Origin of the sequence: Jiangella alba, assembly GCF_900106035.1 — a bacterium.
GTDB lineage: Bacteria > Actinomycetota > Actinomycetes > Jiangellales > Jiangellaceae > Jiangella > Jiangella alba.
In genome coordinates this window covers 2,887,022-2,910,862 of the sequence record NZ_FNUC01000003.1, presented here as the reverse complement: position 1 = coordinate 2,910,862, position 23,841 = coordinate 2,887,022, and the positions used below count along the sequence as shown (strand labels likewise).

The 23,841-nt window shown below is 74.9% G+C and carries 18 protein-coding genes and 1 pseudogene; 11 read left to right on the top strand and 8 right to left on the bottom strand.

Annotation, left to right across the window (positions count from 1 at the left end):
• Positions 1 to 36: 36 nt before the first annotated feature.
• The 5 genes from BLV02_RS15780 to BLV02_RS15760 are packed head-to-tail and all read left to right on the top strand — an operon-like array spanning position 37 to position 5,657.
• Positions 37 to 744 (top strand): GntR family transcriptional regulator, encoded by a 708-nt coding sequence (locus BLV02_RS15780; RefSeq protein WP_069111746.1) that lies wholly within the window; start codon positions 37 to 39, stop codon positions 742 to 744.
• A gap of 22 nt (positions 745 to 766) precedes the next feature.
• Positions 767 to 2,275, top strand: a complete 1,509-nt coding sequence (locus tag BLV02_RS15775; RefSeq protein ID WP_069111747.1) for a gluzincin family metallopeptidase — start codon at positions 767 to 769, stop codon at positions 2,273 to 2,275.
• Positions 2,272 to 3,309: a succinylglutamate desuccinylase/aspartoacylase family protein gene (locus tag BLV02_RS15770; RefSeq protein WP_069111748.1), complete on the top strand. Its 1,038-nt coding sequence runs from the start codon at positions 2,272 to 2,274 to the stop codon at positions 3,307 to 3,309. Before BLV02_RS15775 ends, BLV02_RS15770 begins: the two co-directional genes overlap by 4 nt.
• Positions 3,306 to 4,748, top strand: a complete 1,443-nt coding sequence (locus BLV02_RS15765) for an amidase (RefSeq protein WP_069111749.1) — start codon at positions 3,306 to 3,308, stop codon at positions 4,746 to 4,748. The genes BLV02_RS15770 and BLV02_RS15765 overlap by 4 nt, the downstream gene beginning before the upstream one ends.
• 39 nt (positions 4,749 to 4,787) lie before the next feature.
• Entirely contained in the window at positions 4,788 to 5,657 is an 870-nt protein-coding gene (locus BLV02_RS15760; RefSeq protein WP_069111750.1) for a siderophore-interacting protein, read from the top strand.
• 222 nt (positions 5,658 to 5,879) lie between these two features.
• Here the strand turns inward: BLV02_RS15760 and BLV02_RS38275 are convergent.
• Positions 5,880 to 6,020 (bottom strand): annotated as a pseudogene (locus BLV02_RS38275) (PLP-dependent transferase); the annotation flags it as partial.
• 79 nt (positions 6,021 to 6,099) lie between these two features.
• Here BLV02_RS38275 and BLV02_RS15750 point away from each other — a divergent pair.
• Entirely contained in the window at positions 6,100 to 6,309 is a 210-nt protein-coding gene (locus BLV02_RS15750) for a hypothetical protein (protein WP_069111751.1), read from the top strand.
• On the opposite strand, the gene BLV02_RS15745 is transcribed toward BLV02_RS15750, so the two are convergent.
• Entirely contained in the window at positions 6,285 to 7,052 is a 768-nt protein-coding gene (locus BLV02_RS15745) for a helix-turn-helix transcriptional regulator (protein WP_171906751.1), read from the bottom strand. The genes BLV02_RS15750 and BLV02_RS15745 overlap by 25 nt on opposite strands.
• A gap of 122 nt (positions 7,053 to 7,174) precedes the next feature.
• Here BLV02_RS15745 and BLV02_RS15740 point away from each other — a divergent pair, with 122 nt between their 5' ends.
• Both BLV02_RS15740 and BLV02_RS15735 read left to right on the top strand, forming a co-directional pair.
• Positions 7,175 to 8,947, top strand: coding sequence for an ABC transporter ATP-binding protein (locus BLV02_RS15740; RefSeq protein WP_069111752.1), 1,773 nt, complete (start codon positions 7,175 to 7,177; stop codon positions 8,945 to 8,947).
• A complete protein-coding gene (locus tag BLV02_RS15735) occupies positions 8,940 to 10,622 on the top strand; it encodes an ABC transporter ATP-binding protein (RefSeq protein ID WP_069111753.1) in 1,683 nt (560 codons plus the stop codon). Before BLV02_RS15740 ends, BLV02_RS15735 begins: the two co-directional genes overlap by 8 nt.
• Here BLV02_RS15735 and BLV02_RS15730 read toward each other — a convergent pair.
• Together BLV02_RS15730 and BLV02_RS15725 are read right to left on the bottom strand one after the other, a co-directional pair.
• On the bottom strand, positions 10,615 to 11,349 hold the full coding sequence (locus tag BLV02_RS15730; RefSeq protein ID WP_069111754.1) for a hypothetical protein: 735 nt from the start codon (positions 11,347 to 11,349) through the stop codon (positions 10,615 to 10,617). The genes BLV02_RS15735 and BLV02_RS15730 overlap by 8 nt on opposite strands.
• 180 nt (positions 11,350 to 11,529) lie before the next feature.
• The gene (locus BLV02_RS15725; RefSeq protein WP_069111755.1) at positions 11,530 to 11,811 is read right to left on the bottom strand and encodes a hypothetical protein; all 282 of its coding nucleotides are present in this window, start codon (positions 11,809 to 11,811) and stop codon (positions 11,530 to 11,532) included.
• Between the two features lie 140 nt (positions 11,812 to 11,951).
• Between BLV02_RS15725 and BLV02_RS15720 the strand changes: the two genes are divergently transcribed.
• A complete protein-coding gene (locus tag BLV02_RS15720; protein WP_069111756.1) occupies positions 11,952 to 15,914 on the top strand; it encodes a metallophosphoesterase family protein in 3,963 nt (1,320 codons plus the stop codon).
• Positions 15,915 to 15,967: 53 nt separating this feature from the next.
• Here the strand turns inward: BLV02_RS15720 and BLV02_RS15715 are convergent, their stop codons facing one another.
• Positions 15,968 to 16,846 (bottom strand): LysR family transcriptional regulator, encoded by an 879-nt coding sequence (locus tag BLV02_RS15715; protein WP_069111757.1) that lies wholly within the window; start codon positions 16,844 to 16,846, stop codon positions 15,968 to 15,970.
• Between the two features lie 70 nt (positions 16,847 to 16,916).
• Here BLV02_RS15715 and BLV02_RS15710 point away from each other — a divergent pair, with 70 nt between their 5' ends.
• Complete coding sequence (locus tag BLV02_RS15710; protein ID WP_171906752.1) at positions 16,917 to 17,465, top strand: class I SAM-dependent methyltransferase; 549 nt, start codon at positions 16,917 to 16,919, stop codon at positions 17,463 to 17,465.
• Here the strand turns inward: BLV02_RS15710 and BLV02_RS15705 are convergent.
• The 3 genes from BLV02_RS15705 to BLV02_RS15695 form a co-directional block, all read right to left on the bottom strand.
• A complete protein-coding gene (locus BLV02_RS15705) occupies positions 17,387 to 18,616 on the bottom strand; it encodes a cation:proton antiporter (protein ID WP_069111759.1) in 1,230 nt (409 codons plus the stop codon). The genes BLV02_RS15710 and BLV02_RS15705 overlap by 79 nt on opposite strands.
• Before the next feature lie 86 nt (positions 18,617 to 18,702).
• Positions 18,703 to 21,582: an AfsR/SARP family transcriptional regulator gene (locus tag BLV02_RS15700; protein WP_069111760.1), complete on the bottom strand. Its 2,880-nt coding sequence runs from the start codon at positions 21,580 to 21,582 to the stop codon at positions 18,703 to 18,705.
• A gap of 10 nt (positions 21,583 to 21,592) precedes the next feature.
• A complete protein-coding gene (locus BLV02_RS15695; RefSeq protein ID WP_069111761.1) occupies positions 21,593 to 22,267 on the bottom strand; it encodes a winged helix-turn-helix transcriptional regulator in 675 nt (224 codons plus the stop codon).
• A 101-nt stretch (positions 22,268 to 22,368) separates the two neighbouring features.
• Between BLV02_RS15695 and BLV02_RS15690 the strand changes: the two genes are divergently transcribed.
• Positions 22,369 to 23,763: an MFS transporter gene (locus BLV02_RS15690; RefSeq protein WP_069111762.1), complete on the top strand. Its 1,395-nt coding sequence runs from the start codon at positions 22,369 to 22,371 to the stop codon at positions 23,761 to 23,763.
• Positions 23,764 to 23,841: the final 78 nt, after the last annotated feature.

The following is a 23,841-nucleotide window of genomic DNA, read 5'->3' as shown; positions in this document are numbered from 1 at the left end:
TTGTCGACAATCATTTCCACGCGAGACGGGAACGAGATGGTCACGACCGACGCCCTGACGGAGTCATCGACCCTGCCCGAGACGGTGGCCGACTGGATCGAGCGGGCCATCATCGACGGCCGGTTCCCCGAGGGCGCCCGCATCCGCGAGCTGGCGATCGCCAAGGAGCTGGAGGTCAGCCGGGCGCCGGTGCGCGAGGCGTTGCGCGTCCTGGCCGGCCGCGGGCTGGTCCGGCACGTGCCGAACGTCGGCGCGGTGTCCAGCGGCATGTCGCGGCAGACGGTGCGGGAGGTGTACGGGCTGCGCGCGCTGATCGAGGCGGACATGGCCCGCGCGGCCGTCCCGCGGCTCGGCCCGGCCGAGGTGGAACGCATGGAGGCGCTGCTCGCGCAGGTCCTGGAGCTCTCGGCCAGCGGCGAGTGGGAGCTGATGTTCCAGACGGCCTGGCGGTGGCGGGAGATCCTCTACGACGCGTCCGGCAACCGCACCGCGCTGGAGGTCGTCCGGCAGCTGCGCGCCCGCATCTCGTCGGTGCCGCACGGGCTGCGCGACGACCCCGAGCACGTCACGCTCAACAACATCTTCTACCGCCAGGCCACCACCGCCGTGCGCAACGGCAACGCCGAGGCCGTGGCCGCCCTGGTCAGCGCGTTTCTCTGCCAGACGGGCGACCAGGTCCTCGAGTACTTCCGCCAGCGCGTGGCCGGCGCCGACGAGCCGGCCGCCGGGCACCGTCCCGCCTGACCCAGACCCAGGAGGACCGCACGTGGCACCCCCCATCGCCGACCTGCGCGAGTACCTCGCCGAGACCGAGGACTACCGCCGGATCTTCGACCACCTCCGCTACGACCAGCAGACCGTGCTCCCGGACGGCGCGACCGCCGACCGCGCCCGCCAGATCGGGCTGATGGAGCGGCGCATGCGCGACCGCATCGCCGACCCGCGCCTGGACCAGCTGGTCGCGGCCGTCGAGCGGCACGGACCGGACCCGGACGACGACTTCGCCGCCTGGGCCGTCGCGCGCACGGCGCGGCGCGACCACGACGCGGCCCGCACCCGGCCGGTCGAGGTGCTGTCCGACTTCCAGGTGGTCGCGGCCGAGGCGTTCCCGGCCTGGCGCGACGCCCGTGCGGCCGGCCGCTGGGCCGACTTCGCGCCGTGGCTGCGGCGGCTGGTCGACCTCAACCTGCGGCTGGCCGACGCCGTCGGCTACCCCGACCACCCGATGGACGCGCTGCTGTCGGCGTACGAGCCGGGCCTGTCCTACGCGGCCACCGACGCGCTGCTGGCCGGCCTGCGCGAGCCGGTCCTGCGGCTGAACGCGCTGCGGCAGCAGCGCTACGCCGGCCGGCCCCGGGTCGGCTTCCCCGACCTCGACCGGCAGACGGCGTTCGCGTTCGTCCGCGACCTCACCGAGCGCATCGGCTACGACTGGAACCGCGGCGGCCTCGCGGTGTCGCCGCACCCGTTCACCAGCCCGTCCGGCGCCAACGACGTCCGCTTCACGCTGCGCGACGACGTCCCGTTCGACGAGATCCTCACCAGCGCCGTCCACGAGATCGGGCACGCGCTCTACGAGCAGGGCATCGCGCCGGAGCTGTGGGGGACGTCGGCGGCGCGCGGCGTCATGCCGTGGCTGCACGAGTCGCAGGCGAAGTTCTGGGAGAACATCGTCGGGCGCACCCCCGAGTTCGCCCGGTTCGCGCACGGGGTGCTGGCGCCATACCTGGGCGACCACCCCGGCGAGGTGACGCCGGAGTCGCTGCACGAGGCGCTGGTGGCCCGCCCGACCAGCGTCATCCGCATCGCCACCGACGAGCTGACCTTCAACCTGCACATCCTGCTGCGCTGGGAGATCGAGACGTCGCTGCTGTCCGGCACGCTCGACGTCGACGACGTGCCGGAGCTGTGGAACGCGCGCAGCGCCGAGTACTTCGGCGCCGCGCCCGCGTCCGACCGCGACGGCGCCCTGCAGGACCCGCACTGGTGCCACCGGTGGATGGGGCTGTTCACCAGCTACGTCATCGGCAACCTGGTGTCGGCCCAGCTGGCCGCCGCGATGCGCCGCGACGGCGTCGACCTCGAGGCCGGCGCCGAGGCCGGCGACTTCGCGCCGATGCTGGGCTGGCTGCGCCGCCACGTGCACGCGCCCGGCCGCACGTTCACCCTCGCCGAGCTGGTGCCGCGCGCCACCGGCGCCGACCTCGGCACCGAGGCCTACCTGTCCCATCTCGAGCGGCGCTACGCGCCCGACACCGAAGGGGAGACCCGATGACCACGCTGACCCAATCCGACGAGATCGCCGCCGTCGCACCCGGCTCCCGGTCCCGGTTCCGGCTGCCGGTGGCCCGGCGCAGCTCCGGCGAGGAACTGGGGATCAGCGGGCAGGTGGTGCGCGGCCGGTCGCCCGGCGCGACCCTGCTGCTGATCGCCAACGTGCACGGCGACGCGATCTTCGGCGCCGAGGCCGTCAACACGGCGCTGGCCCGGCTGGACCCGGAGCAGCTGGCCGGCACCGTCATCGGGGTGCCGGTGGCCAACCCGGTCGCGTTCGAGAGCGGCACCCGGGCCACCGGCCAGGGCTGGAACACCGACATGAACAACATGAACCGGGTGTTCCCGGGCACCCGGCAGGGCTGGATCACGCAGAAGATGGCCGCCGTCATCAGCGAGGAGATCATCCCTCACATCGACGCGATGATCGACTACCACTGCGCCGGCGACACCTCGATCAACTACACGCTGGTGAACTCGGACCGGACGCCGGAGCAGAAGCGGATCTTCGACTTCACCCGCCTGATGGGCACCGACTTCGTCTTCGTCCACGACGTCGACCCGTTCGCCGGCACCATCGACCAGTACGTGAAGTCGCTCGGCAAGCTGTCGATCGTCGCCGAACAGGGCGGCAACGTCATGCCCGAGGGCTTCGCCGCGCTCACCCAGACCCGCATCGACAACTTCCTCAAGGGGCTGGGCATCATCGACGGCGAGCCGGAGCTGCCGGAGAAGCAGCTGCTGATGCGCGAGCGGGTGCTGATCCGGGCCGACCACGGCGGCCTCTGCTACCCGTCGGTCGGCATCGAGGGGCTGTCGGCGGTGGTGGACGGCGGCACGCTGCTGTCGCGGATCGTCGACGCGCACACCGGCGACACGCTGCAGGAGATCAGGGCGCCGTACGAGAAGTCGGCGATCCTGCAGACGCGGCCGGGCTTCTCGCGGGTGAACCCGGGGGAGTACATGTACATCATCGCCGACGCCGGGTCCGGCGAGTGGGTCGCGGCGCCGTCGGACTGGCGGATGGAGGTGTGAGCGCGCCGTCGCACCCCGACGTGCGGTCCGACGTCGCCGCGCTGCGACGGTACCGGCTGCCGCTGTTTCCCGACCCGGTCGTGCCGTTCGGCGACGTCGTCGGGGCCGCGCCGCCGCCTCTCGTCCCCACGGGGGCGGCGGCCGTGGATCCGGATCCGGTCGGCGCCGTCCAGCGGGTGCTCGGCGACCTCGACGGGCGCGGCCGTGAGCTGGGCGCCGTCGAGGTGCTGCTGGCCGACGAGGCGCTGGCCGCGGCGGAGGAGTCGGCGCGGCGTCTCGCCGCCGGAGCGGCCCGCCCGCTGGAGGGCGTGCCGTTCGGCGTCAAGGACGTCGTGCAGGTCGAGGGGTCGCCGACGACGTTCGGCTCGCGCCGCTACGCGGGCTTCCGGCCGGCCACGACGGCGCAGGCGGTGCGCAACCTGCGGGCGGCCGGCGCCGTGCTGGTGGCCAAGCTGGCGACGTACGAGTTCGCGTCCGGGCCGAACAGCCGCACCCGCAACCCGTGGGACCCGGGCCGCCGCTCCGGCGGGTCGTCGTCCGGCCCGGCCGCGGCCGTCGGCGCCGGGCTGCTGCCGCTGGCCGTCGGCACCGACACCGGCGGCTCGATCAGGGTGCCGGCCGCCTGGTGCGGCGCCGTGGGGCTGAAGCCGACGCTCGGCCGCGTCCCGCGTGCCGGCATCCCGCCGCTGACCTGGACGATGGACCACACCGGCCCGCTGGCCTCGTCGGTGGCGCTGGCCGGCGCCGCGCTGACGGCGATGGCCGGGGCGTCTGCCACGACGGCGATGGCGGGGAGGCCGGCTTCGGCGGCGGGCGACGCGCCGCTGGCCGGGCTGCGGGTCGGCGTGCTCGGCGGCTGGTTCCGGGTCGCGTCGGACGAGGTGCTGGCCCTGGTCGACGCCGCGGCGAAGGTGCTGGCCGGGCTGGGCGCGACGCTGGTGCCGGTCGACCTGCCGGTGATCGAGGAGATCGACCCCGACGCGATCAAGCGCATCCTGGTCGCGGCGGAGACGGCGTCTCTGCACGACGCCGGCGACGACCTCGACGGCTACGGCGCGGTGTTCGCGCAGCTGCTCACCGGCGGCCGGTCGCTGTCCGCCGTCGACTACCTGCACGCCCTGCGCTGCCGCACCGTCCTCGCCGGCGCCGTCGACGCGCTGTTCGCCGACGTGGACCTGCTGGCCTGCGCGACGTCGGCGATCGTCGCACCGCCCGAGGGCGTCGACGCGGTGCCGCTGGGCGGGCGCGACCGCGTGCTGGCCACGGTGGTGGCGCGCAACACGTCGGTGTTCAACGTGTCCGGGCACCCGGCGCTGACGGTGCCGTGCGGACGCGCGCCGGGCACCGGCCTGCCGGTGGGCCTGCAACTGGTGGCGCCGTGCTGGCGCGAGGACGTGTGCCTCGGTGCGGGCATCGCGTACCAGGAGGTGGCAGGTTAGGCTTTCCTCACCTTTGTCCGTCGGGTTCGAGGAGCGCCGATGCGGTTCTTCCGTGCGGAGGTGATCGACGCGCGGCCGCTCTGCGCCGACATGGTGCGGGTGGTGTTCGGCGGCGCGGGCCTGTCCGGGTTCGCCAGCACCGGCGTCGGCGACGAGTACCTGCGCATCTTCTTCCCGCCGCCGGGCGCCGAGCCGGTGCTGCCGGTCGTCGACGAGCGCGGCCGGTGGACGTACCCGGACGGCGCCGAGCCGTCGCCGATGCGGACCTACACCGTGCGGGAGTTCCGCCGCGCCCGCGGCGAGCTGGTGATCGACTTCGTCGTGCACGACGGCGGGGTCGCGGCCACGTGGGCGCGGGCGGCCGCGCCGGGCGACGTCGTCACCGTCAACACACCGACCGGCATGTACGACCCGCCCGCGGACCTGCGCTGGCAGCTGTTGCTGGCCGACGCCGCGGGGCTGCCGGCCGCGGTCCGTCTGCTGGAGGCCACACCGGCGCGGGTGCGCACCCGCGCCGTGCTCGAGGTGCCCACGCCGGCGCACCGGGTCGCGCTGCCCGACGGCGTCGAGGTGGCCTGGCTGTACGGCGGCAACGGGCACGGCGCCAGCCGGTTGTCCGATGCGCTGCGCGCGGCCGAGCTGCCGGCCGGCTCCGGCTACGTGTGGGTGGCCGGCGAGACCGCCGTGCTGCGCGACGCCCGCCGCTACCTGCGGCACGAGCTGAAGCTGCCGTCGTCGGCGTACAAGGTGGTCGGCTACTGGACCGACAACGGCGACGAGTACAACCGCCGGCTGGCCGCCCTCGACGACGCCACCCAGGCGTGGCTGCTCGCCCCCTGGGAGACCGACGCCGATGAGGAGGAGCAGGAGGACGAGTACATCGCCCGGCTGGAGACGCTCGGCCTGTAGGTCGCGGCGTCCGGTTCCCGCGGGTGCCCTGCGCCTCGGCATGGCGGGCAGCGCCCCGCCGGGCCCCTTTGCAATGAGCACCGATACGCATCATCCCGGTGGGGTGTGGGCGCCGCGCCCCTTTGCAATGAGCACCTATACGCATCGCCCCGGCGGGGATGCGTATAGGTGCTCATTGCAAAGGCGCCGCGGTACAGCCCGTGGCCTGCGGCGATGTGGCGGTCAGATGGTGGCGAGCGCGCCGGAGAGGTCGGCCCAGAGGTCGCCGACGTCCTCGATGCCGACGGAGAGCCGGATCAGCGACTCGTCGACGGCCGGGCTCTCGGTGCGCCGGCACCGCTCCGGCGACGACCCGACGCCGCCTCGATCTCACCCGCCGCGGAGGAGGTGTGTTCGGCGCGGAACGGGGAACCTGGCCCCAGAGAGGGTGAGGGGGGAGCCGATGACGTGGCCGATTGCGGCGAAGCTCCGCTATGTCGACGAGACGCTGCGGTGGCTGGCCGACTACCGCCGGCGCTGCGACGACCCGGGTGAGTTGCTGCGCATCCAGACGGCGATGGACGGCTGGCTGGACGAGCGACTGGACCTGATGCGCCGGGCCGAGCGGATGGGCCTGGCACACGAGCATCACGCGCCGAGCAGCGCCGCGTAGCTTCCCGGCGTCCGCCCGAAGTGACGGCGGAACGCGTTGATGAACCCGTTCACGCTGCGGTAGCCCACCCGTGCCGCGACGGCCGCGACCGGTAGCCGGTCGGCCAGCAGCGGCAGCGCCGCCCGCAGCCGCACCTGGGTGCGCCAGTCGGTGAACGTCATGCCGGTACCGGCCACGAACGAGCGGCGCAGCGTCTTCTCGCTGACGTGCAGAGCGGCGGCCCACTCGCGCAGGCCGCGCGGGTCGCCGGGGTCGCGGACCAGCGCGACGGCCAGCTCGCGCGCCGGCCCGCCGGCCGGCATCGGGACGTCCCGCGGCTGCTGCGGCAGATCGGGGCGCAGCAGATCGGCCAGCAGCGCGCGGGCCCGCTGGGCGGCGTCGTCGGGGAGGTCCGGCCGGGCGAGGTAGAGCATGACCTGCCGCAGCATCGGGTCGGCGGCGACGACGGTGGTGCTCGTCCACGCGATGGGGCAGTCGGCCGGCCACAGGTAGAGGCAGTACAGCTGGGTCGGGCGGGTCGCGCGCAGCGCGTGCGGGGTGCCGGCCGGGATCCACACCGCCTGCGACGGCGGCAGCAGCCACGTCCCGCCCGCCTCCACCACCAGCTGGCCGTGCGCCACCCAGGACAGCTGGTGCTCGGCGTGCTCGTGGACGGTGAAGCCGCTCAGCCGGGGCAGCTCGAACCGGGTGAGCCAGAACTCCTCGGCGCCGTCGAGCCCGCCACCGAACGCGCGCGCGAACACCGCACCTCCCGACCGTGGACGTCCGCGGCCTGATGTGAGGTGACCGCTGGGTTGGACCACACCAGGTTAGCCGACCCTAACCTGGCGGTGACGCTGCGACCCCTCGAGAGGACGTTCCCGGTATGGCGGATCGGACCCGCGCCCCTGGCCGCCGGCTGCTGCGGGAGGTGTTCCGCCGGCGCCGGCGCGTGCTCGTCGCCGGCCTGCTCGCCGCTCTGGCGGGACAGCTCGGCTACCTGGCCACGCCCGCGCTCGTGCAGCGCGCCGTCGACGACGGGCTGGAGGCCGGCGCGCCGGGCCGCACCGCCGGCTGGGCCCTGGCCGTCGCCGGGCTGGCGCTGGTCGTGCTGGCCGGCGGCGCGGTGGGCGAGCGGCTGACCCGGCGCGCGGCCAACGCGACGGCGCAGGACCTGCGCACGCGCCTGCTCGCTCGCGCCGGTGACGTCGACGGCGCCGTGACCGCCCGCTTCGACCGCGGCGACCTCGCCTCGCGGGCCGAGCGGGACGTGCTGGCCGTGGCCGACTGGGTCGACAAGCTCACCTACTGGACGCTGGCCCTGAGCACGATCGTCGTCGTGGTGCCCGCGGTGGCGACGCTGCACCCGCGACTGCTGATCGTCACGGCCGTCATGGCGCCGCTCGTCGTCGTCACGCAGCTGATCTTCCCGCCGCGGTACGCCGCCGCGGCCGAACGGCTGGCCGGGGCGCACTCGCGCCGGTCCGGCGCCGTGGAGGAGTTGTTGTCCGCCGCGGGAGCGGTGCGCGGACTGGGCGGCACCGGCCGCCTGGTGCGGCGGCACGCGGCGGCCAGCGGCGACGTGACGGTGCACACGCTGGCCCTGGCCCGGCTCGCCGCCTGGTGGGCGTCGGTGCCGCCGTCGGTGCCGCGGCTGGCGATCGCGGCCGGGTTGCTGACGGGTGGGCTGGCGGTGCTGTCGGGTGGGCTGAGCATCGGCGGGCTGATCGCCTACACGTCGTGGATGACCATGCTCACCATCGCGTTGAGCTTCCTGGTGCTGCTGGTCTCGAACCGCCGCGAGGCCGAGGTGTCGGGCACGCGGATCGCCGAGGTGCTCGGCACGGGCGGGGGCGCGGCGGCCGGCGAGGCGGGCGGGGGCGCGAACGGCTCGGCGGAGGTAGGTATGACCCGCCCCTCTAGGGAGGGTGCCCACCCTACGGGCGGGCACCGACACACTCCGCCGACGACGGGCGATGCCGTGCTGCCGGAGCGGGGCGACCTGCTGCTCGACGACCTGGCGGCGCGGACCGGGGGTGGCGGCGAACCCACCCCGCCGCTGCGACTGACCGCGGCGCCGGGTGAGCTGGTGGTGCTGCGGGGTCCGGTGGGCAGCGGCAAGTCGTCGCTGTTGCGGGTGGTCGCGCGGCTGGACGAGCCCGCGGCGGGGGTCGTCCGGTACGGCGGCGTCGACGTGGGCCGGGCGGACCGCGGCGAGTGGTGGGCCCGCATCGGCTACGTGCCGCAGCGTCCGCTGGTGCTCACGGGCACCGTCGCGGACAACATCAGGCTCGGCCGCGACGCGAGCGGCGAGGAAGTGGCGTGGGCCGGGCGGATCGCGGGCGCCGACGGGTTCGTCCGGGCGCTACCGGCCGGATACGAGACCGCCGTCGGCGAGCGGGGGACGACGCTGTCGGGCGGGCAGGTGCAGCGGCTGGCGCTGGCCCGCGCCCTGCTCGGTCGGCCACGCGTGCTGCTGCTCGACGACGTCACGTCGGCGATCGACGTCGGGACGGAGCGGGCGATCCTGGACCGGCTGCGGGCTGAACTGCCCGACACCGCGATCGTCGCCGTGTCGCACCGGACGCAGCTGCACGACCGCGCCGACCGCGTCATCGACCTGCGGGTCCCGGTCACGGCGGGGAGCATCGATGGCTGACGCGCCCGTCCTCGAGGAGGCGCCGTCCACCCGCGGCGTGTACCGGCGCTTCGCCGCCGTGGCCCGGCCGTACCGGCGGGAGGCGCTGCTGGCGCTCGCGGTCAGCGTGCTCAGCGCCGGCGCGCTGGTGTCGATGGCCCCGATCATCGGCCGGGCGATCGACGAGCTGGTGCAGCGGTCGCGGTCCGGGCTGTTCACGGCGGTCGCGGTGCTGGCGGTGGTGGTCGTCGCGCGGATCTTCCTGCTGCGCACGTCCGAGGTGCTGCTGACGCGGACCGGCGAGCGGGTCGTGCGCGACCTGCGCGACACCGCGGTGGCCCGGATCGCCACGGCGCCGCTGCGGTTCATCGAGTCGCACCGGGTCGGCGACCTGCTGCAGCGCACCACCGGCGAGGTCGCCACCGTCACAGACTTCGTCCGCCAGCAGCTGCCCGACGTCGTGAACCTGTCGCTGTCGTTGCTGCTGACGCTGGCCGTGCTGGTGTCGTACTCGCCGCTGCTGACCCTGATCACGCTGGCGGTGACGCTGCCGGCGACGTGGCTGGCGATCCGCTGGTTCCGGCGCGACGCGACCACCGTGTACGGACGGGTGGCGGCGGGGCGGGCGGGCATCGCCGCGACGTTCACCGAGACGCTGGCCGCGCGCGAGACACTGCACCTGACGGGCGGCATGCCGGAGCGGCGGCGCCGGTTCGCCGCCCAGAACGCCGAGCTGCGCGCCGCCGAGGACCACACCGTCGACGTCGAGCTGCGGCTGCGGCTGATCGGTTTCCTGGAGGGCCTCTCGGTGGCGGTGCTGCTGGTGGCCGGCGCCTGGCTGGCGGGGCAGGACCGGGTGACGATCGGCACGGTCGCGGTGTTCGTGCTGGCGACGGCGAACCTCTTCGAGGGCGTGCTGCGGCTGTCGCAGGTCTTCGGCGAGCTGCAGGCGACCGCCGTCAGCCTGGCCCGGCTGCTGGACCTGCTGGACCGGACGGCGGAGCGCTCGCCGTCCGAAGGCGCCGCGCTCCCCGCCTCCGGCGACCTGACGGTGCGCGGCGTCCACTACGCCTACCGCGCCGGCACCGACGTCCTGGCCGGCGTCGACGTGACGTTCCCGCACGGCGCGCACGTGGTGATCGCCGGCCCGACGGGATCGGGCAAGAGCACGCTGGTGAAGCTGGCCAGCGGGCTGTACCGGCCGGACGCGGGGACGGTCGCGTTCGGCGGGGTCGACCTCGCGTCGGCGACGGAGGCGGAGGTGCGCCGGCGCATCGTCCTCGTCCCGCAGCAGGTGCACCTGGTCAGCGGCACGCTCGCGGACAACCTCGCGCTGGTGCCGCACGAGCCGACCCGCGACGAGCTGCTGGACGCCGTCGAGCGGCTCGGGCTGACGGCGTGGCTGGCCGGGCTGCCGGCCGGGCTGGACACCGTCGTCGGGCCGTACGGGTCGGCGCTGTCGGCGGGGGAGCAGCAGCTGGTCGGCATCGTCCGGGCCGCGCTGGTGGACCCGGCGGTGCTGATCCTCGACGAGGCGACGGCCGACCTCGACCCCGCGGTCGCGGCCGGCATCGAGACCGCCGTCGACCGGGTCCGGGCCGGGCGGACGCTGATCCTGGTGGCGCACCGGCCGGAGACCATCGCCCGGCACGCCGACGTCGTCCGGGTGGACGACGGGGTGGTCTGCGTCAGCTGACGTGCGGGTGGAACAGCACCGGGTGCAGCAGCTCGGCCAGCTCCTCGACGGTGTCCAGCGGCCGGGCGAAGTCCAGCCGCACCCACCGCCGCCGCGGCCGCCCGGTGTCGACGGTGAACCCGTACCGGTCCAGCCGGGCCGCCCGCGGCCGATCGGCGTCGATGCCGGCCGACGCCAGCGCGGCGCGGAACCACGGCTCCAGCTCGTCGCGGTGATGGTCGGCGAGGTCGAGCAGGAGGTCGCGCTCGGCCTCGTGCAGCGGGTCCGGGACGGCGGCGGCGTACGCGGCGAGGTCGAGCGGGCCGCCGCCTCCGTCGGTGAGCAGGTGCACGCCGGTGACCTCGAGCCGGTAGAGGACGGCGTCGGTGCCGACGCCGAGCAGGCTGGGCAGCGGGTTGGACGCGGCGAACTCCAGCGCCGCCGCGGTGCTCGCGCCGGGGCCGACGGGGTGCAGCCGGCCGCTGGCCCGGCCCTGGCCGAGGCTGGGCGCGTCGGCCGACGGCGGCACGTCGTCGACCCGCAGCACGCCGCCGGGAGCGGCCGGCCCGCGCGAGCGCAGCGCCGCGCGCAGCCCGCCGTCGGCCGGGATCAGCAGCAGCGGCCGCCCGGCGCGGTCGGTGCCGTGCCGCACGGGCAGCGGCACCGTGACGTCGTCGAGGAACAGCAGGCCGGGCAGCCGCCCGCGCAGCAGTGTCCGGGCCCGCTCGGCCGGCGTCGGGCAGCGCATGTCCACCTCCAGGCTAGCGATGAGGAAAGGCTAACCTAACACGCGACGCCGCGGCTGCCGGCAGAGTTGATCATGGAGAAGGTCGGGTCCCGGGCGCCCGGAGCCCGACCTTCTCCATGATCAACTTCGAAAGGTGGTGGGGCGAGCGGCGGTGGTGGGGCGAGCGGGGTGGGTGTGCGGTTAGGACGGGCCCATGGTGGCGAGATAGACGAACAGCACGACGAGGGCGGCGACGAGGCCGAGGACGCCGCCGGTGAGCGCGCGGGCGCCGTCGTCGGTGAGGCCCTTCTCGGCGCGGTCCCACCCGATCAGGCCCAGCACGATCGCGAGGACGGCGGCCGGCACGGCGACGAACTCGCCGACGAACGGCACGAACGCGAAGACGAGGGCGAGCACTCCGGTGAACAATGCCGGCCCGCCCAGGCCACGGGGCCGCGGCTCGGTCTTCGGGTCGCCGTCCATGACGGACAGTTTTTCACGACGCGGGCGGCGGCCAAGCGTTCACGTAACGGTCACCGCCCTTTCGTCGAGCGGATCGGCGGAGGTTCCCGGCGATCGGGACGATTCAGGGCGCTCCCCGCCACCAGAGAGAGGTCTCGTCGATGACGCTGCCCCCACGTCCCGGCCGACGGAAGAGACGGGCCGGCCTGGCCGCGGCCGCGCTGGCCGCCGTCCTCGCCGGCGCCACCTGGCCCGCCTCGTACGCGGTGACGGCGGCGCCCGAGGAGGCCGCGGCCGAGGAGGAGAGGCGGGACGCCCCGGCCGAGCCGCCGACGCTGACCCCGGCCGACGGCGCGTACCTGGAGGGCGCCGTGACGGTCGCGTCCGAGCCGGTCACCGCCGACGACGACGTCACCGTCCTGGCCATCGACGGCACGCCGATCCAGGGCACCCCGACCCTGGGCGTGTCGACGCTGAGCTTCGACGTCGGCAGCAACTCGACCGAGGCCCGCTACCGCAACTACGTGCTGGTCAACGGCGCGCACCGGATCGACCTCGGCGACGCCGTCGACGAGCGGGTCAGCCTGGAGATCCCGAACGAGCAGCTGGTGGCCGGGACGAACACCGTCGAGGTGTTCGCCGGCACCGTCACCACGAGCTGCGGCGTCAACCACGACGACTTCGTGTTGTCGGACTTCACCCTCGACCTGCTCGGCGGCCCGGCGGACGGCGACGCCAACGAGTACAGCTACGCCTTCGGCGACGGCAGCTGCGGCTCGAACACGTCGCTGCTGCTCAGCGCGGAGCTGACGTTCGTCGTCGACGGCGACCCGCAGCGCACCACCGGGCTCACGGCCGAGGTCGACACGACGACGCTGGCGAACGGGCCGCACGAGATCGTCGCCCGGACCGCCTCCGGCGCGGCCACCACGCACACCGTCACGGTGAACAACGCACCGACCGGCGCGCCGCACGTCGCGCCGGCCGACGGCACCCTCGCCGCCGGCACCCAGCCGGTGTTCGCGTCGTTCCCGGCCGGAACGCCCGGCGCGGTGCCGGCGCTCACCGTCGACGGCGCCGAACCGGTCACCCGGCCGACGCTCGGCACCGGCGTGTCGACGTTCAGCTTCGACGTCGGCGGCAACTCCATCGAGGCGCGCTACCACAACCACCTGCTGGTCAACGGCAAGCGGATCGAGCTGGGCGGCGACTACGTCAGCCAGCGCGTCGACGTCGCCGTGCCGAACCAGTTCCTCGTCCCCGGCGACAACGTCATCACGCTCGTCACCGGCGGCGTGCAGGCGGCCTGCGGCGTCAACCGCGACGACTTCGCCGTCGCGAACCTCGAGCTGGTCGTCCCGGACGGCACCGCGGCCGGGCAGGGCGTCGAGCCGTCCTACACGATGGGCGACGGGAACTGCGGCAGCAGCACGACGGCGCTGCGCGAGGTCGAGCTGCGCTACGTCGTCGACGCGCCCGGCGCGGCGGTCCGCGAGACCCTCGGGTCCGGCCTCGCCACCGTCAGCTTTGACGTCGGCACGAACTCGATCGAGGCGCGCTACCACAACTACCTGCTGGTCAACGGCATGAAGGTGGAGCTCGGCGGCGACTACGTCAGCCAGCGCGTCGACGTCACCATCCCGAACGAGTGGCTGCAGCCGGGCTGGAACACCATCGACCTCGTGACCGGCACGTTCGCGACCGGCTGCGGGAACAACCGCGACGACTTCGCCGTCACCAACGTCGTGCTCACGCCGGCGGAGGGCACGGCGACGCAGCAGCGCCCGCTGCCCAGCTACGGCATGGGCGACGGCGACTGCGGCTCCACCGTGAACCCGCTGCGCGAGGTCGACCTGAACTTCCTCGTCGACGCGCCGGCACGCGGCCTGCGCGCCGACCTCGACACCACCGCGCTGGCCGACGGCGAGCACGCCGTCTCCGCGTCGTCCACCACGGGCGAGGTCGCGACCCGGCTGCTGGTCACCGACAACACCGCACCCGAGGTGACGGCGAGCACCCCCGCCGCGGGCGAGACGATCACATCGGCCGAGGTGCTGGACGTCCAGCTGGCCGACGCCTCCGGCGTGCAGACCGGCCCGGACGTCACGCTGGACGGCGCCGCCGTCGCGCTCGGCGCCCCGATCGGCCCCGGCCTCGCCCCGGGCGAGCACACCCTCGCCGTCACCGGCACCGACGTCCTCGGCAACACGGCGGTCCGCGAGATCGTCTTCACCAGCGCCGGCATCCCGGACGTCCCGGCGGCGCTCGCCCCGGCGTCCGGGAGCACCGGCCTCGGCCCGGACGTCACGCTGTCCGCCGAGGTGGCCACGCCCGGCGGCGGCGACGTCACGGCGTCGTTCGCGCAGGCCGAGGTGGCCACCGCGACCACCGCCTGGCAGGGCAGCACCACGACGATGCCGACGACGCTGCGGGTGCCGGGGGAGCGGCCGGTCCAGACGAAGGACCTCGCCCCGCTCGACGGCCGCACGGTCGCCGCGCCGGCCAGCCGCGATCTCAGCTACCAGCGCTTCGACATCCGCGTGCGCAAGAACGTCGACGCGCCGTTCCTGCGCTGGGAGGGCGTCGTCGACCCGCAGCGGCTGGTGACGCTGCACGCGTGGAACCCGCGGACGCAGACGTGGGACGCGCTGACCAGCGCCCGCGGCGCCGCCGAGGGCAACACGGTGCTGTCCGCGACGGTGACGGCGGAGTACGTCGACCGCAACCGGGTGAACGTGCTGGTGACCGGCGAGGACCCGTTCGCCGACGACATCGTCGACGGCGACCCGGACGGCTTCGCCGACCCGGACACCTACGAGTTCTCCATCGTCCACTTCACCGACACCCAGTACCTGTCCGAGGGCGCGGTGGAGCAGGAGACGCCGGAGGAGCGGGCCGTCTGGGCGTCGGCCTACCAGGGCATCGTCGACTGGGTGGTCGAGAACGCCGAGGAGCGCAAGGTCGCCTACGCGGCGCACACCGGCGACATCATCGAGAACAACACCCGGCCGCCGCTGGACGAGCCGATGCGCCAGCAGGTCATCGGCGAGTTCGAGTTCTCGTCCGAGCAGCAGGGCGTGCTCGACGGCGCCGGCATCCCGAACGGCGTCGTCGCCGGCAACCACGACAACCAGGGCGGCCGCGAGACCGGCCCGGAGTCGCTGTACAACCAGTACTACGGGCCGGACCGCTACGCCGCCGCCGACGACCAATGGGAGCAGGCCGAGTACGGCGGTCCGTGGCGCGAGGGCGACAACCAGAACCACTACGACCTGTTCTCGGCCGGTGGCCTGGACTTCGTCGTCGTCGGCCTCTCGTTCGGCGTCACCAAGGAGGAGGTCGACTGGGCCAACTCCATCTTCCAGCGGTTCCCGGACCGCAACGGCATCCTGCTCACGCACGACTACGTGATGCCGTCGACGCTGCCCGACGGCCGCGACGCCGCCCTCGCCGCGCCCGACGGCACGGTGCTCTACAACCGGGTCGTCGCGACCAACCCGAACGTGTTCCTGGTGCTGGCCGGCCACCGGCACGGCGTCGGGACGAACGTCCGCCCGCCGGTGGGCGAGATCGGGCACGGCGTGGTCGAGCTGCTCGCGGACTACCAGTTCTACACGGTGTCCGCGGACCGGCTCGGGCTCACCGAGATCGGCGGCTACCAGCCGGACGACCAGCTGCAGTTCGGCGCCAGCTTCTTCCGGCTGCTGCAGTTCGACGTCGAGCGGTCGGAGCTGATCGTCGACACGTACTCGCCGCTGCTGGCGGAGTTCGGGGCCACCGAGTACGACCAGGACGGCCGGTACAACGGCACCGAGGACAACATGGTGCTGCCGGTCGACCTGCAGACCCGGACGACGACGTTCCAGACCGACGCGATCGCGCTGTACACGCCGTCGGAGCCGGTCGGCGAGGTGACGGTGCCGTCGGGTTCGGTGGCCTCGGTCGAGTGGGCCGGGCTGGCGCCCGCCACCACCTACGCGTGGATCGTCACCGCGCACAGCCCGGGCGGCGGCGTCACCGCGTCGCAGCCGGCCGTCTTCACGACGGCCGACACCCGCGGCCGGCCGGGAGCGTGGGGCCCCGACGCCCCGCTGTACCCGTACTTCGCGCCGTTCGAGCAGTAGCCCGCCGGGACGGGGCCGCCGCGCGCACGCGGCGGCCCCGTCGTCGCACCAGCTCAGCGGTAGCCGACGGCGAGTGACGTCAGCACCGTCAGCATCGCGGCCGCCGCCGGGGTGCGCCGGTCGCGCGGCGCGACGGCGGCCAGCAGGCGGCGGCGCGGGAGGGCGGGGGAGGTGGGCCGCAGGACGACGTCGGGGCGGATGGCCGCGGCGGCCAGCGTCGAGACGACGGTGACGCCCATGCCGGCCGCGACCAGCGCCTGCTTGCCGGTCCAGTCGTCGCACACGAAGCCGACGCGCGGCGGCCCGCCGAGGGCGCGGGTCAGCGCCGTGAGCGGGCCGAGGCAGTCGGGGTGGCCGCCCTCGATCCAGGTCTCGCCGCGCAGGTCGCGCAGCGCGACGGTGGTGCGCCCGGCGAGGCGGTGCCCGGTCGGCAGCGCCACCCGGTGCTCCTCGTCCAGCAGCGGCACCAGCTCGACGCCGTCGCCGGGGAGGTCCCAGTCGGTGACGAGTGCGACGTCGACGGCGCCGGAGCGGACGTCGCCGGGGCCGCCGCGGACCAGCCCGACCTCGACGCCGGGGTGCGCCGCGCTGAACCGGCGGATCGCCGCCGGCACGAACGCGGTGTTCGCGCTCGGGAACGCCGACAGCCGGACCTGCCCGCCGCGCAGCTGCGCGTACGCGCCCAGCCGGGCCTCCAGCGCGGCCAGCCGGCCGAGGATCTCGCGCGCCTCGCCGATGGCCAGCTCGCCGGCCGCCGTCGGGACGACGCCGCGCGGGTGCCGGTGGAACAGCCGGACCCCGGCCCGGCGCTCAAGCGCGGCGATCTGCCGCGAGACCGCCGGCTGGGTCATCGTCAGGGCGTCGGCCGCGGCGGAGAACGAGCCGTGCTCGGCCACCTCGGCCAGCACGCGCAGCGACCACGTGTCCAGCATGCGCCGAGCGTATACCTGACCTGTCCGACCCGCAGTGGTGCTCATGGCCGCGCGGCCGCACGGTGGGAGCATGGACTTCCTCGCCACCCACCTGCCACCCGTGCCCGCCCGCGTCCTCGACGCCGGGTGCGGCGACGGGCGCCTGGCCGACGAGCTGCGCGGACGCGGCTACGACGTCACGGCCATCGACATCGACCCCACGCTGGCCCGGCCCGGCGTGCTCACCGCGGACGTCTGCGACTTCCGCGGCGGCCCGTACGACGCGGTGCTGTTCGTGCTGTCGCTGCACCACGTGCACGACCTCGGCCGCGCCGTAGAGGCGGCCGCCGCGCTGCTGGCGCCGGGCGGCCGGCTGCTGGTCGACGAGTTCGCGCACGAGCGCGCCGGCACGGCCATCGCGGACCGCTTCTACGACGCGCCCGGCTCGCTCGCGCGCTGGCGCGCCGAGCACCGCGAACTGCATACGGGCACGGCCATGGTCGACGCGGTCGCCGCGCGGTTCGGCATCACGCTGCTGGAGAGCGTCCCGTACCTGTACCGCTACCTGGAGGACGAGTCGCTGCGCGGCTCCGAGTCCGTGCTCGGCCTGCGGCTGGCCGCCGTCCCCGCACCGGCCTGAAGGCGCAGCGCCAGGGTCGGGAAGATCAGCACCGAGAGCATGCCGCTGCCGACGAGCGCGCTGGCGGTGGCGGCGCCGAGCACGCCCTCGTCCTGCGCGATGCCGGTGATCACGACGACCAGCGGCAGCGCCGTCGAGGCCAGCAGGCCGAGCGACACCGCCGGCCGCATGCCCAGCGCGTCACGCTGCAGCAGCACCGTCGGCCCGCCGCGCACCAGCAGGAAGAACAGCAGGAACACCGGCAGCAGGAGCAGCGTCGACGGCTCGGCCAGCAGGGCGTCGACGTCGAAGCGGACGCCGCTCATGACGAAGAAGATCGGGATGAAGAACCCGAACCCGATGCCTTCCAGGCGCGACAGCACCTGCTCGGACTCGTGCGGGTCGCCGGCGTCGAGGAACAGGTGCACGACGATGCCCGCCGCGAACGCGCCGAGCACCGGGTCCAGGCCCAGGCCCGCGGCGATGGCGAACATCGCGACGACCACGAACACGCACAGCCGCAGCCCGACCTGCGCGCTGGTGCCGAGCGTGCTGGTGACCATGCGGGCCAGCCGGGGATGGCGCGGCTGCCGGGCCATGATCGCCGCGCCCACCGCCACCAGCCCGAATGCCGCGAGGACGATCGTCGTGTGCGCCGGCCGCTCGCCGCTGAGGGCGAACGCGATCGCGAGGATGGGCAGGAACTCGCCGGCCGCCCCGATGGCCAGGAACCTCGTGCCGAGTGCGGTGTCGGCCAGCCCGTGGTCGCGCAGCATCGGCAGCAACGTGCCCAGGGCGGTCGTGGTCAGCGCCAGCCCGACCACGAGGCCGGCGTCGGTGCCCGCGACCAGGAAGCCCAGGCCGATGCCGAGCACGAGCGAGGCGGCCCAGCCCCAGGCGGCGGCGCGCAGCGGCCCGCCGCGGATGCGCCGGAAGTCGATCTCGTAGCCGGCCAGGAACATGAGGAAGGCGAGCCCGAGGTCGGACAGAGCGCTGACGACGTCGGTGTCGCGGACCCAGCCCAGCACGGCCGGCCCGATGAGGATGCCGAGCCCGATCTCGATGACGACCGGGGGCACGGCGGCGTAGCGGGCGAGCCGGTCGGCGGTGAACGGCGCGAGCAGCGCGGCGCCGAAGACCGCGGTCAGCATCCAGAGCGTCTCGTTCGACATCGGCCACCTCCGGTGCGGGCTACCAGCCCTCCCGGGTCATGATGGCCGACGTCGAGGCTCGCCGTGGTGGTCTTGCGGTCGCGGGATCAGCGGGCCTGGCCACCGGCCGGGCCGACCGGGCTGAGGCCGCCGAGCAGCGTCGCGGCCCAGGGGGTGCCGCGCAGCCCCCCGACCTCGACGAGGCGGGCGGCCTCGGCGGCGCAGGCGTCGGCGCTGACGAGGTCGCCGCGGGCGCGGTGGGTGCGCGCCAGCTCGGCCAGCGCCTCGCTGGTCGCCTGCACGTCGAGCTGGTCGAGGGCGGCGAGCCGCTGCAAGGCCTCGGCCGCGGTGTCGAGGCTCTCGCGGCCGGCCAGCCGCCGGGCCCGCGCGAGCGCGACGGTCGCGCGGGCGACCAGCCGGGGTGAGCGCATCGCCCGGGCGGCCGCGACGGCGCGTTCGGCGGCGTCGACCGCGTCGGCCGGCCGGTCCGCGGCGAGGTGCACCCGGACCTCGGCCGACAGCAGTTGGTAGGCGGGGTGCGAACCCGGCTCGGGCGTGTGCAGCCGACGTGCCTCCGCCAGCGCGGCCTGCGCTTCGGCGGCGTCGCCGTGGCTGGCGAGGCGCTCGGCGTAGGTGGCATGGCAGCGCGCGCGCATCGAGAGCGGCAGCGCGTCGGCCACCTCCATGCACTGGTGCATGTACTCCAGCGCGGCGACGTCGTCGCCGAATCGCCCACGCAGTACGGCGAGGTTGTTCAGCAGCGCGGCCTCGCCGTACCGGTCGCCGGTCCGCCGCCAGAACCCGATGGCCCGCTCCGCGGCGTCCTCGGCCTCCGCCAGCCGGCCCTGGTCGGACAGGCCGGAGGCGAGGTTGTGCCAGGCGCTGCCCACGAAGCGGTCGGCGATCGGCGGCAGCGGCGTGACGGTGACGGCGCGCAGCAGGTCCTCGGTGCCGTCCCACGAACCGCAGCATTCGTCGAGCAGCAGGTCGAGGCTCGTGGCCAGGGCCGCGGCCTCGACCGCGCTGTCGGTGTGACCCGACGCCAGCGCGTCGCGGGCCAGCCCGACGAGGAGCGCGCTGCGCGGGTGCACCCAGGCGTGAACGTCGTCGTGGCCGGCGAACACGACGCCGTCGGCGTTGACGCCGGTGATGATCGGGTGCGGCGGCCGGTCGCCCGGCCGCAGCCGCTCGTTGGCGTGCGCGACGGACGCGATGGCCTGCTGCAGCGCCCGCCGCAGGCCGGCGGGGTCGCGCCGCCCGGGCCGGTCGCGCAGGTAGCTGCCGATGAGGCCGTGCCACGCGTAGCACTCGGGCGCGGCCGGCTCCAGCAGCCGGAGGTCGCAGAGCTGTTCCAGCAGTTCGCGGGCCTCGGCCCGGCCGGTCTCCCACAGCGCCGCGGCGGTCTCGACGTCGACGAGGTCGGCCGGCAGCGCGCCCAGGGCGCGGAACCGGGCGGCGGCCGGAGCGGCGAGGGTGCCGGTGGTGGCGTCGAGGGCGGCCTCGACGGAGCGGCCGTCCAGTCGCAGCTCGGCCAGGCGGCCGGGCCCGGTGAGGCGGTCGCGCAGGTGCGCCAGCGGCCAGGCCGGCCGGGTGGCGAGCCGTCCGCCGACGATCAGCAGCGCCAGCGGCGAGCCGGCGCACGCCTCGACGATGGCGGTGGCGGCCGCCGGCTCCGCGGCCAGCCGGTCGGCGCTGATCAGCGTCGTCAGCAGCTCGTGCGACTCCGTGGCCGAGATGGGGTCGAGGTCGACCGACACGTTGGCCGGGACGGCCAGCCGCCGGCGCGCCGTGACGAGGACGGCGCACTCACCGGCGCCCGGGAGCAGCGCGGTGACCTGCTCGACCGAGTAGGCGTCGTCGATGACGACGAGCAGCCGGCGGCGCGCGCACATCGACCGGAACAGCGCCGCGCGGCCGGCCTGCGAGGACGGGAGATCGTCGGGCGCGACGCCGAGGTCGCTCAGGAACGCCCCGAGGATGTCACGCGCCGGGACCTCGGCGCCGCCGCGGGTGCCCTCGGCGAAGAGCTGGCCGTCGGGGAACCGGGACCGGGCCCGGTGCGCCGCCTCGACCGTCGTGGTCGTCTTGCCGACGCCGGCCGGACCGGACACGACGGCGACGCGGACGCGGTCGGCGGGGCGTTCCAGCAGCCGGGCCAGCGCCGCCAGCTCGTGCGGGCGGCCCACGAACGCGGGCGACCCGGCCGGCAGCTGGGCGGGCGGCTCGGCCGCCGCGGCCGTGGGCGCCGCCGGCGCGGCGTCGAGGAGGCCGGGGTCGCCGGCCAGCATGCGCTGGTGCAGCTGGGTGGCCTCGGCGCCGGGGTCGATGCCGAGGTCGTCGCGCAGCACCGTGACCAGGCGGGTGAACGTCGCCAGCGCCTCGCCCTGCTGGCCGGTGCGGTACAGCGCCAGCATGAGGTGGCACCAGGACCGCTCGCGCCACGGCTGCTCCGACGTCAGCCGCCGCAGCGACGCCACGAACGCGTCGTCGAGGTCGCCGGCTCGCAGCCGCAGCTCGTCGCGCCGCTCGGCCACGCTGAGCACCTCGTCGAGCAGGGCCGGCCCTTCGACGACGGTCAGCTGGCCGACCGCGAGCCCGGACAGCGGCTCCGCGGTCCACAGCTCCAGCGCCGCCGTCAGCGTCGCCGGGTCGGTGGCCGCCGCGGCGAGCCGGCGGAAGCGGTGGAGGTCGACCTGGCCGGGGTCGAGGTCCAGGCGCAGGCCGTCGCCGTGCGCGACGACCGCGTCGCGTCCCAGTACGTCGCGCAGCCGCGACGCGTACGTCTGGATGGCCCGCCGCGGGTTGGCCGGCAGGTCCTCCGGCACCCACAGCAGCTCGGTGATCGCGGCGTACGACACCGGCGTGCCCAGCCGCAGCGCGAGCGCGGCGAGCAGCGCGGCCGGACGGCGGGCCAGCGGCACGGGCTGCGTGCCCCGGAGCAGCTCGACCTGGCCCAGCAGCCGGACGGAGACGACTGGTTCGGGCACGGCGTCGAGGTTACCGGCCGGCGCCGGCGGGCGCGGCCGGCTCGGGCAGCGGGAACAGGTCGAAGAACCGGCGGGCGGCCTCGGTGTCGGGGTCGAGCCGCACGAGCCCGTCGTCGACGGCGGCGCCGAGGTCCTGGTCACCCCAGATGACCTCGTTGAGGACGGTGCCGGCGGCGGTGACGGCGACGTCGGCCGGTCCGGTGCCGCGCACGATGCGGAACTCGCCCCCGCCCACCGTGGCGGTGAAGGCGTCGTCGTCGACGCGCAGCGCGTACGTGGCGTCGAGGCCGGCCGCGCGGCCGGGGGCGAAGAGGGTGCGCATGGCCAGCACCAGGGCGTCGACGCTGAGCGGGGCGTCGTGGTCCATGCCGGGGGACCGGCTGCCCCAGCGGCCGAGCGCGCGCACCACCGGCTCGAGCTCGAGGCCCCACGCCGTCAGCTCGTAGACCTGCGACGCGACCGGCGGCGGCAGCGTGCGGCGGCGCACCACGCCGGCGGCCTCGAGGTCGCGCAGCCGTTGCGCGATGACGTTGGGCGCCGCGCCGGGCAGCCCTCGCCGCAGGCCGCTGAAGCGTTTCGGGCCGAGCAGCAGCTCGCGTACCACCAGCAGCGCCCACCGCTCGCCGACGAGGTCGAGGGCGTGCGCGGCAGCGCAGCCGTCGGCGTATGAGCGCTTGGTCGACACGCCCTCAGCCTAGCAGCTGAGTAGCGAATTGCACTCAATGGGTTGTGAATAACATCTAGTCGGTTGTAATTTCTAACTAACGCCGAACGAGGAGGGATCCGATGGACACCCGGACGCCGCCCGTCGTGGCGGCAACCGCCGACCCGCGCCGCTGGCAGGCTCTGGGCCTGCTCGGCCTGGCCTTCTTCATGGTCATCTTGGACGCGACGATCGTGCTGACGGCCATTCCGACGATGCGGCGGGAGCTGGGCTTCACGCTCTCGGGCGTGCAGTGGGTGCTGACCGCGTACGCGCTCACGTTCGCCGGGCTGATGCTGTTCTCCGGCCGGATGGCCGACCTGTTCGGGCGGCGCCGGGTGTTCATGGCGGGTCTGGTGCTGTTCGTCGCGTCGTCGCTGTTCTGCGGCATCGCGTGGTCCGGCGAGGTGCTGGTCGCGGCCCGGGCCGTGCAGGGCGTGTCGGCCGCGATCATGGCGCCGACCGCGCTGTCGATCGTCGTCGCCACCTTCCCCGACGGCGCCGAGCGCAACCGCGCGCTCGGCGTGTGGGGCGGCCTCGGCGGGTTCGGCGCGACGGCCGGGCTGCTGATCGGCGGCGTCATCACATCGCTGCTCGGCTGGGAGTGGGTGTTCTTCATCAACGTGCCCATTGGGCTGGTCATCCTGGCGCTGTGCCCGGTGCTGGTCCGGGAGAGCCGGGACCGCGCCGGCGAGCACCGGTTCGACCTCGCCGGCGCGGCGACGATCACCGCCGGGCCGCTGCTGCTGGCGTACGCGGTGATCAAGGCGCCCGAGCACGGCTGGCTCAGCGCGGCGTCGCTCGGCCTGTTCGCCGCCGCGGCCGCGGTGCTGGCACTGTTCGTGGTGGTGGAGGCGCGCACGGCGGCGCCGCTGGTGCCGTTGCGGATCTTCCGCAACCGCACGCTGGTCGGCGGCAACCTGCTGATGCTCGCGGTCGGCCTGGCCGTCGACGGCATGCTGTTCCCGCTGACGATCTACGCCCAGCAGGTGCTCGGCTACTCGGCCCTGCAGTTCGGCCTGATGAGCGCCGTCATGACCGGCATGTCGATCGCCGGCGCGTTCGCCGGGCAGGCGCTGGTGACGCGGCTCGGCGTGCGGCCGATCGCCATCGGCGGGATGCTGCTCGTGCTGGGTGGCGCGCTGCTGCTGACGCCGGTCTCGGCCGGCGGCTCGTTCGCCGCCGACCTGCTCGCGGGGTTGCTGGTCTTCGGCCCGGGCATGGGCGCCTGCTTCGTCGCGGCGCAGATCGCCGCGCTCGCCGGCGTGCCCGAGGAGGAGTCGGGGCTGGCCGCCGGGCTCGTCGACACCCTGTTCAACGTCGGCAGCGCGCTGGGCATCGCCATCGTCACCTCGGTCGCCGTCGCGGCCGGCCGGCACGGGACCGTCGACGGCCTGCGGGCCGCCTTCGGCACCGCCGCCGCCTTCGCCGTCCTGGGCCTGCTGGCCGGGGCGTTCGTCCTCCGGCGCCGACGGTGACGACAGGCCCGTTACCGGATCGTGACTGCCCTGTCGCGGAACTGCTGTTAACGTTCACAACCAGCACATTCCGGACGT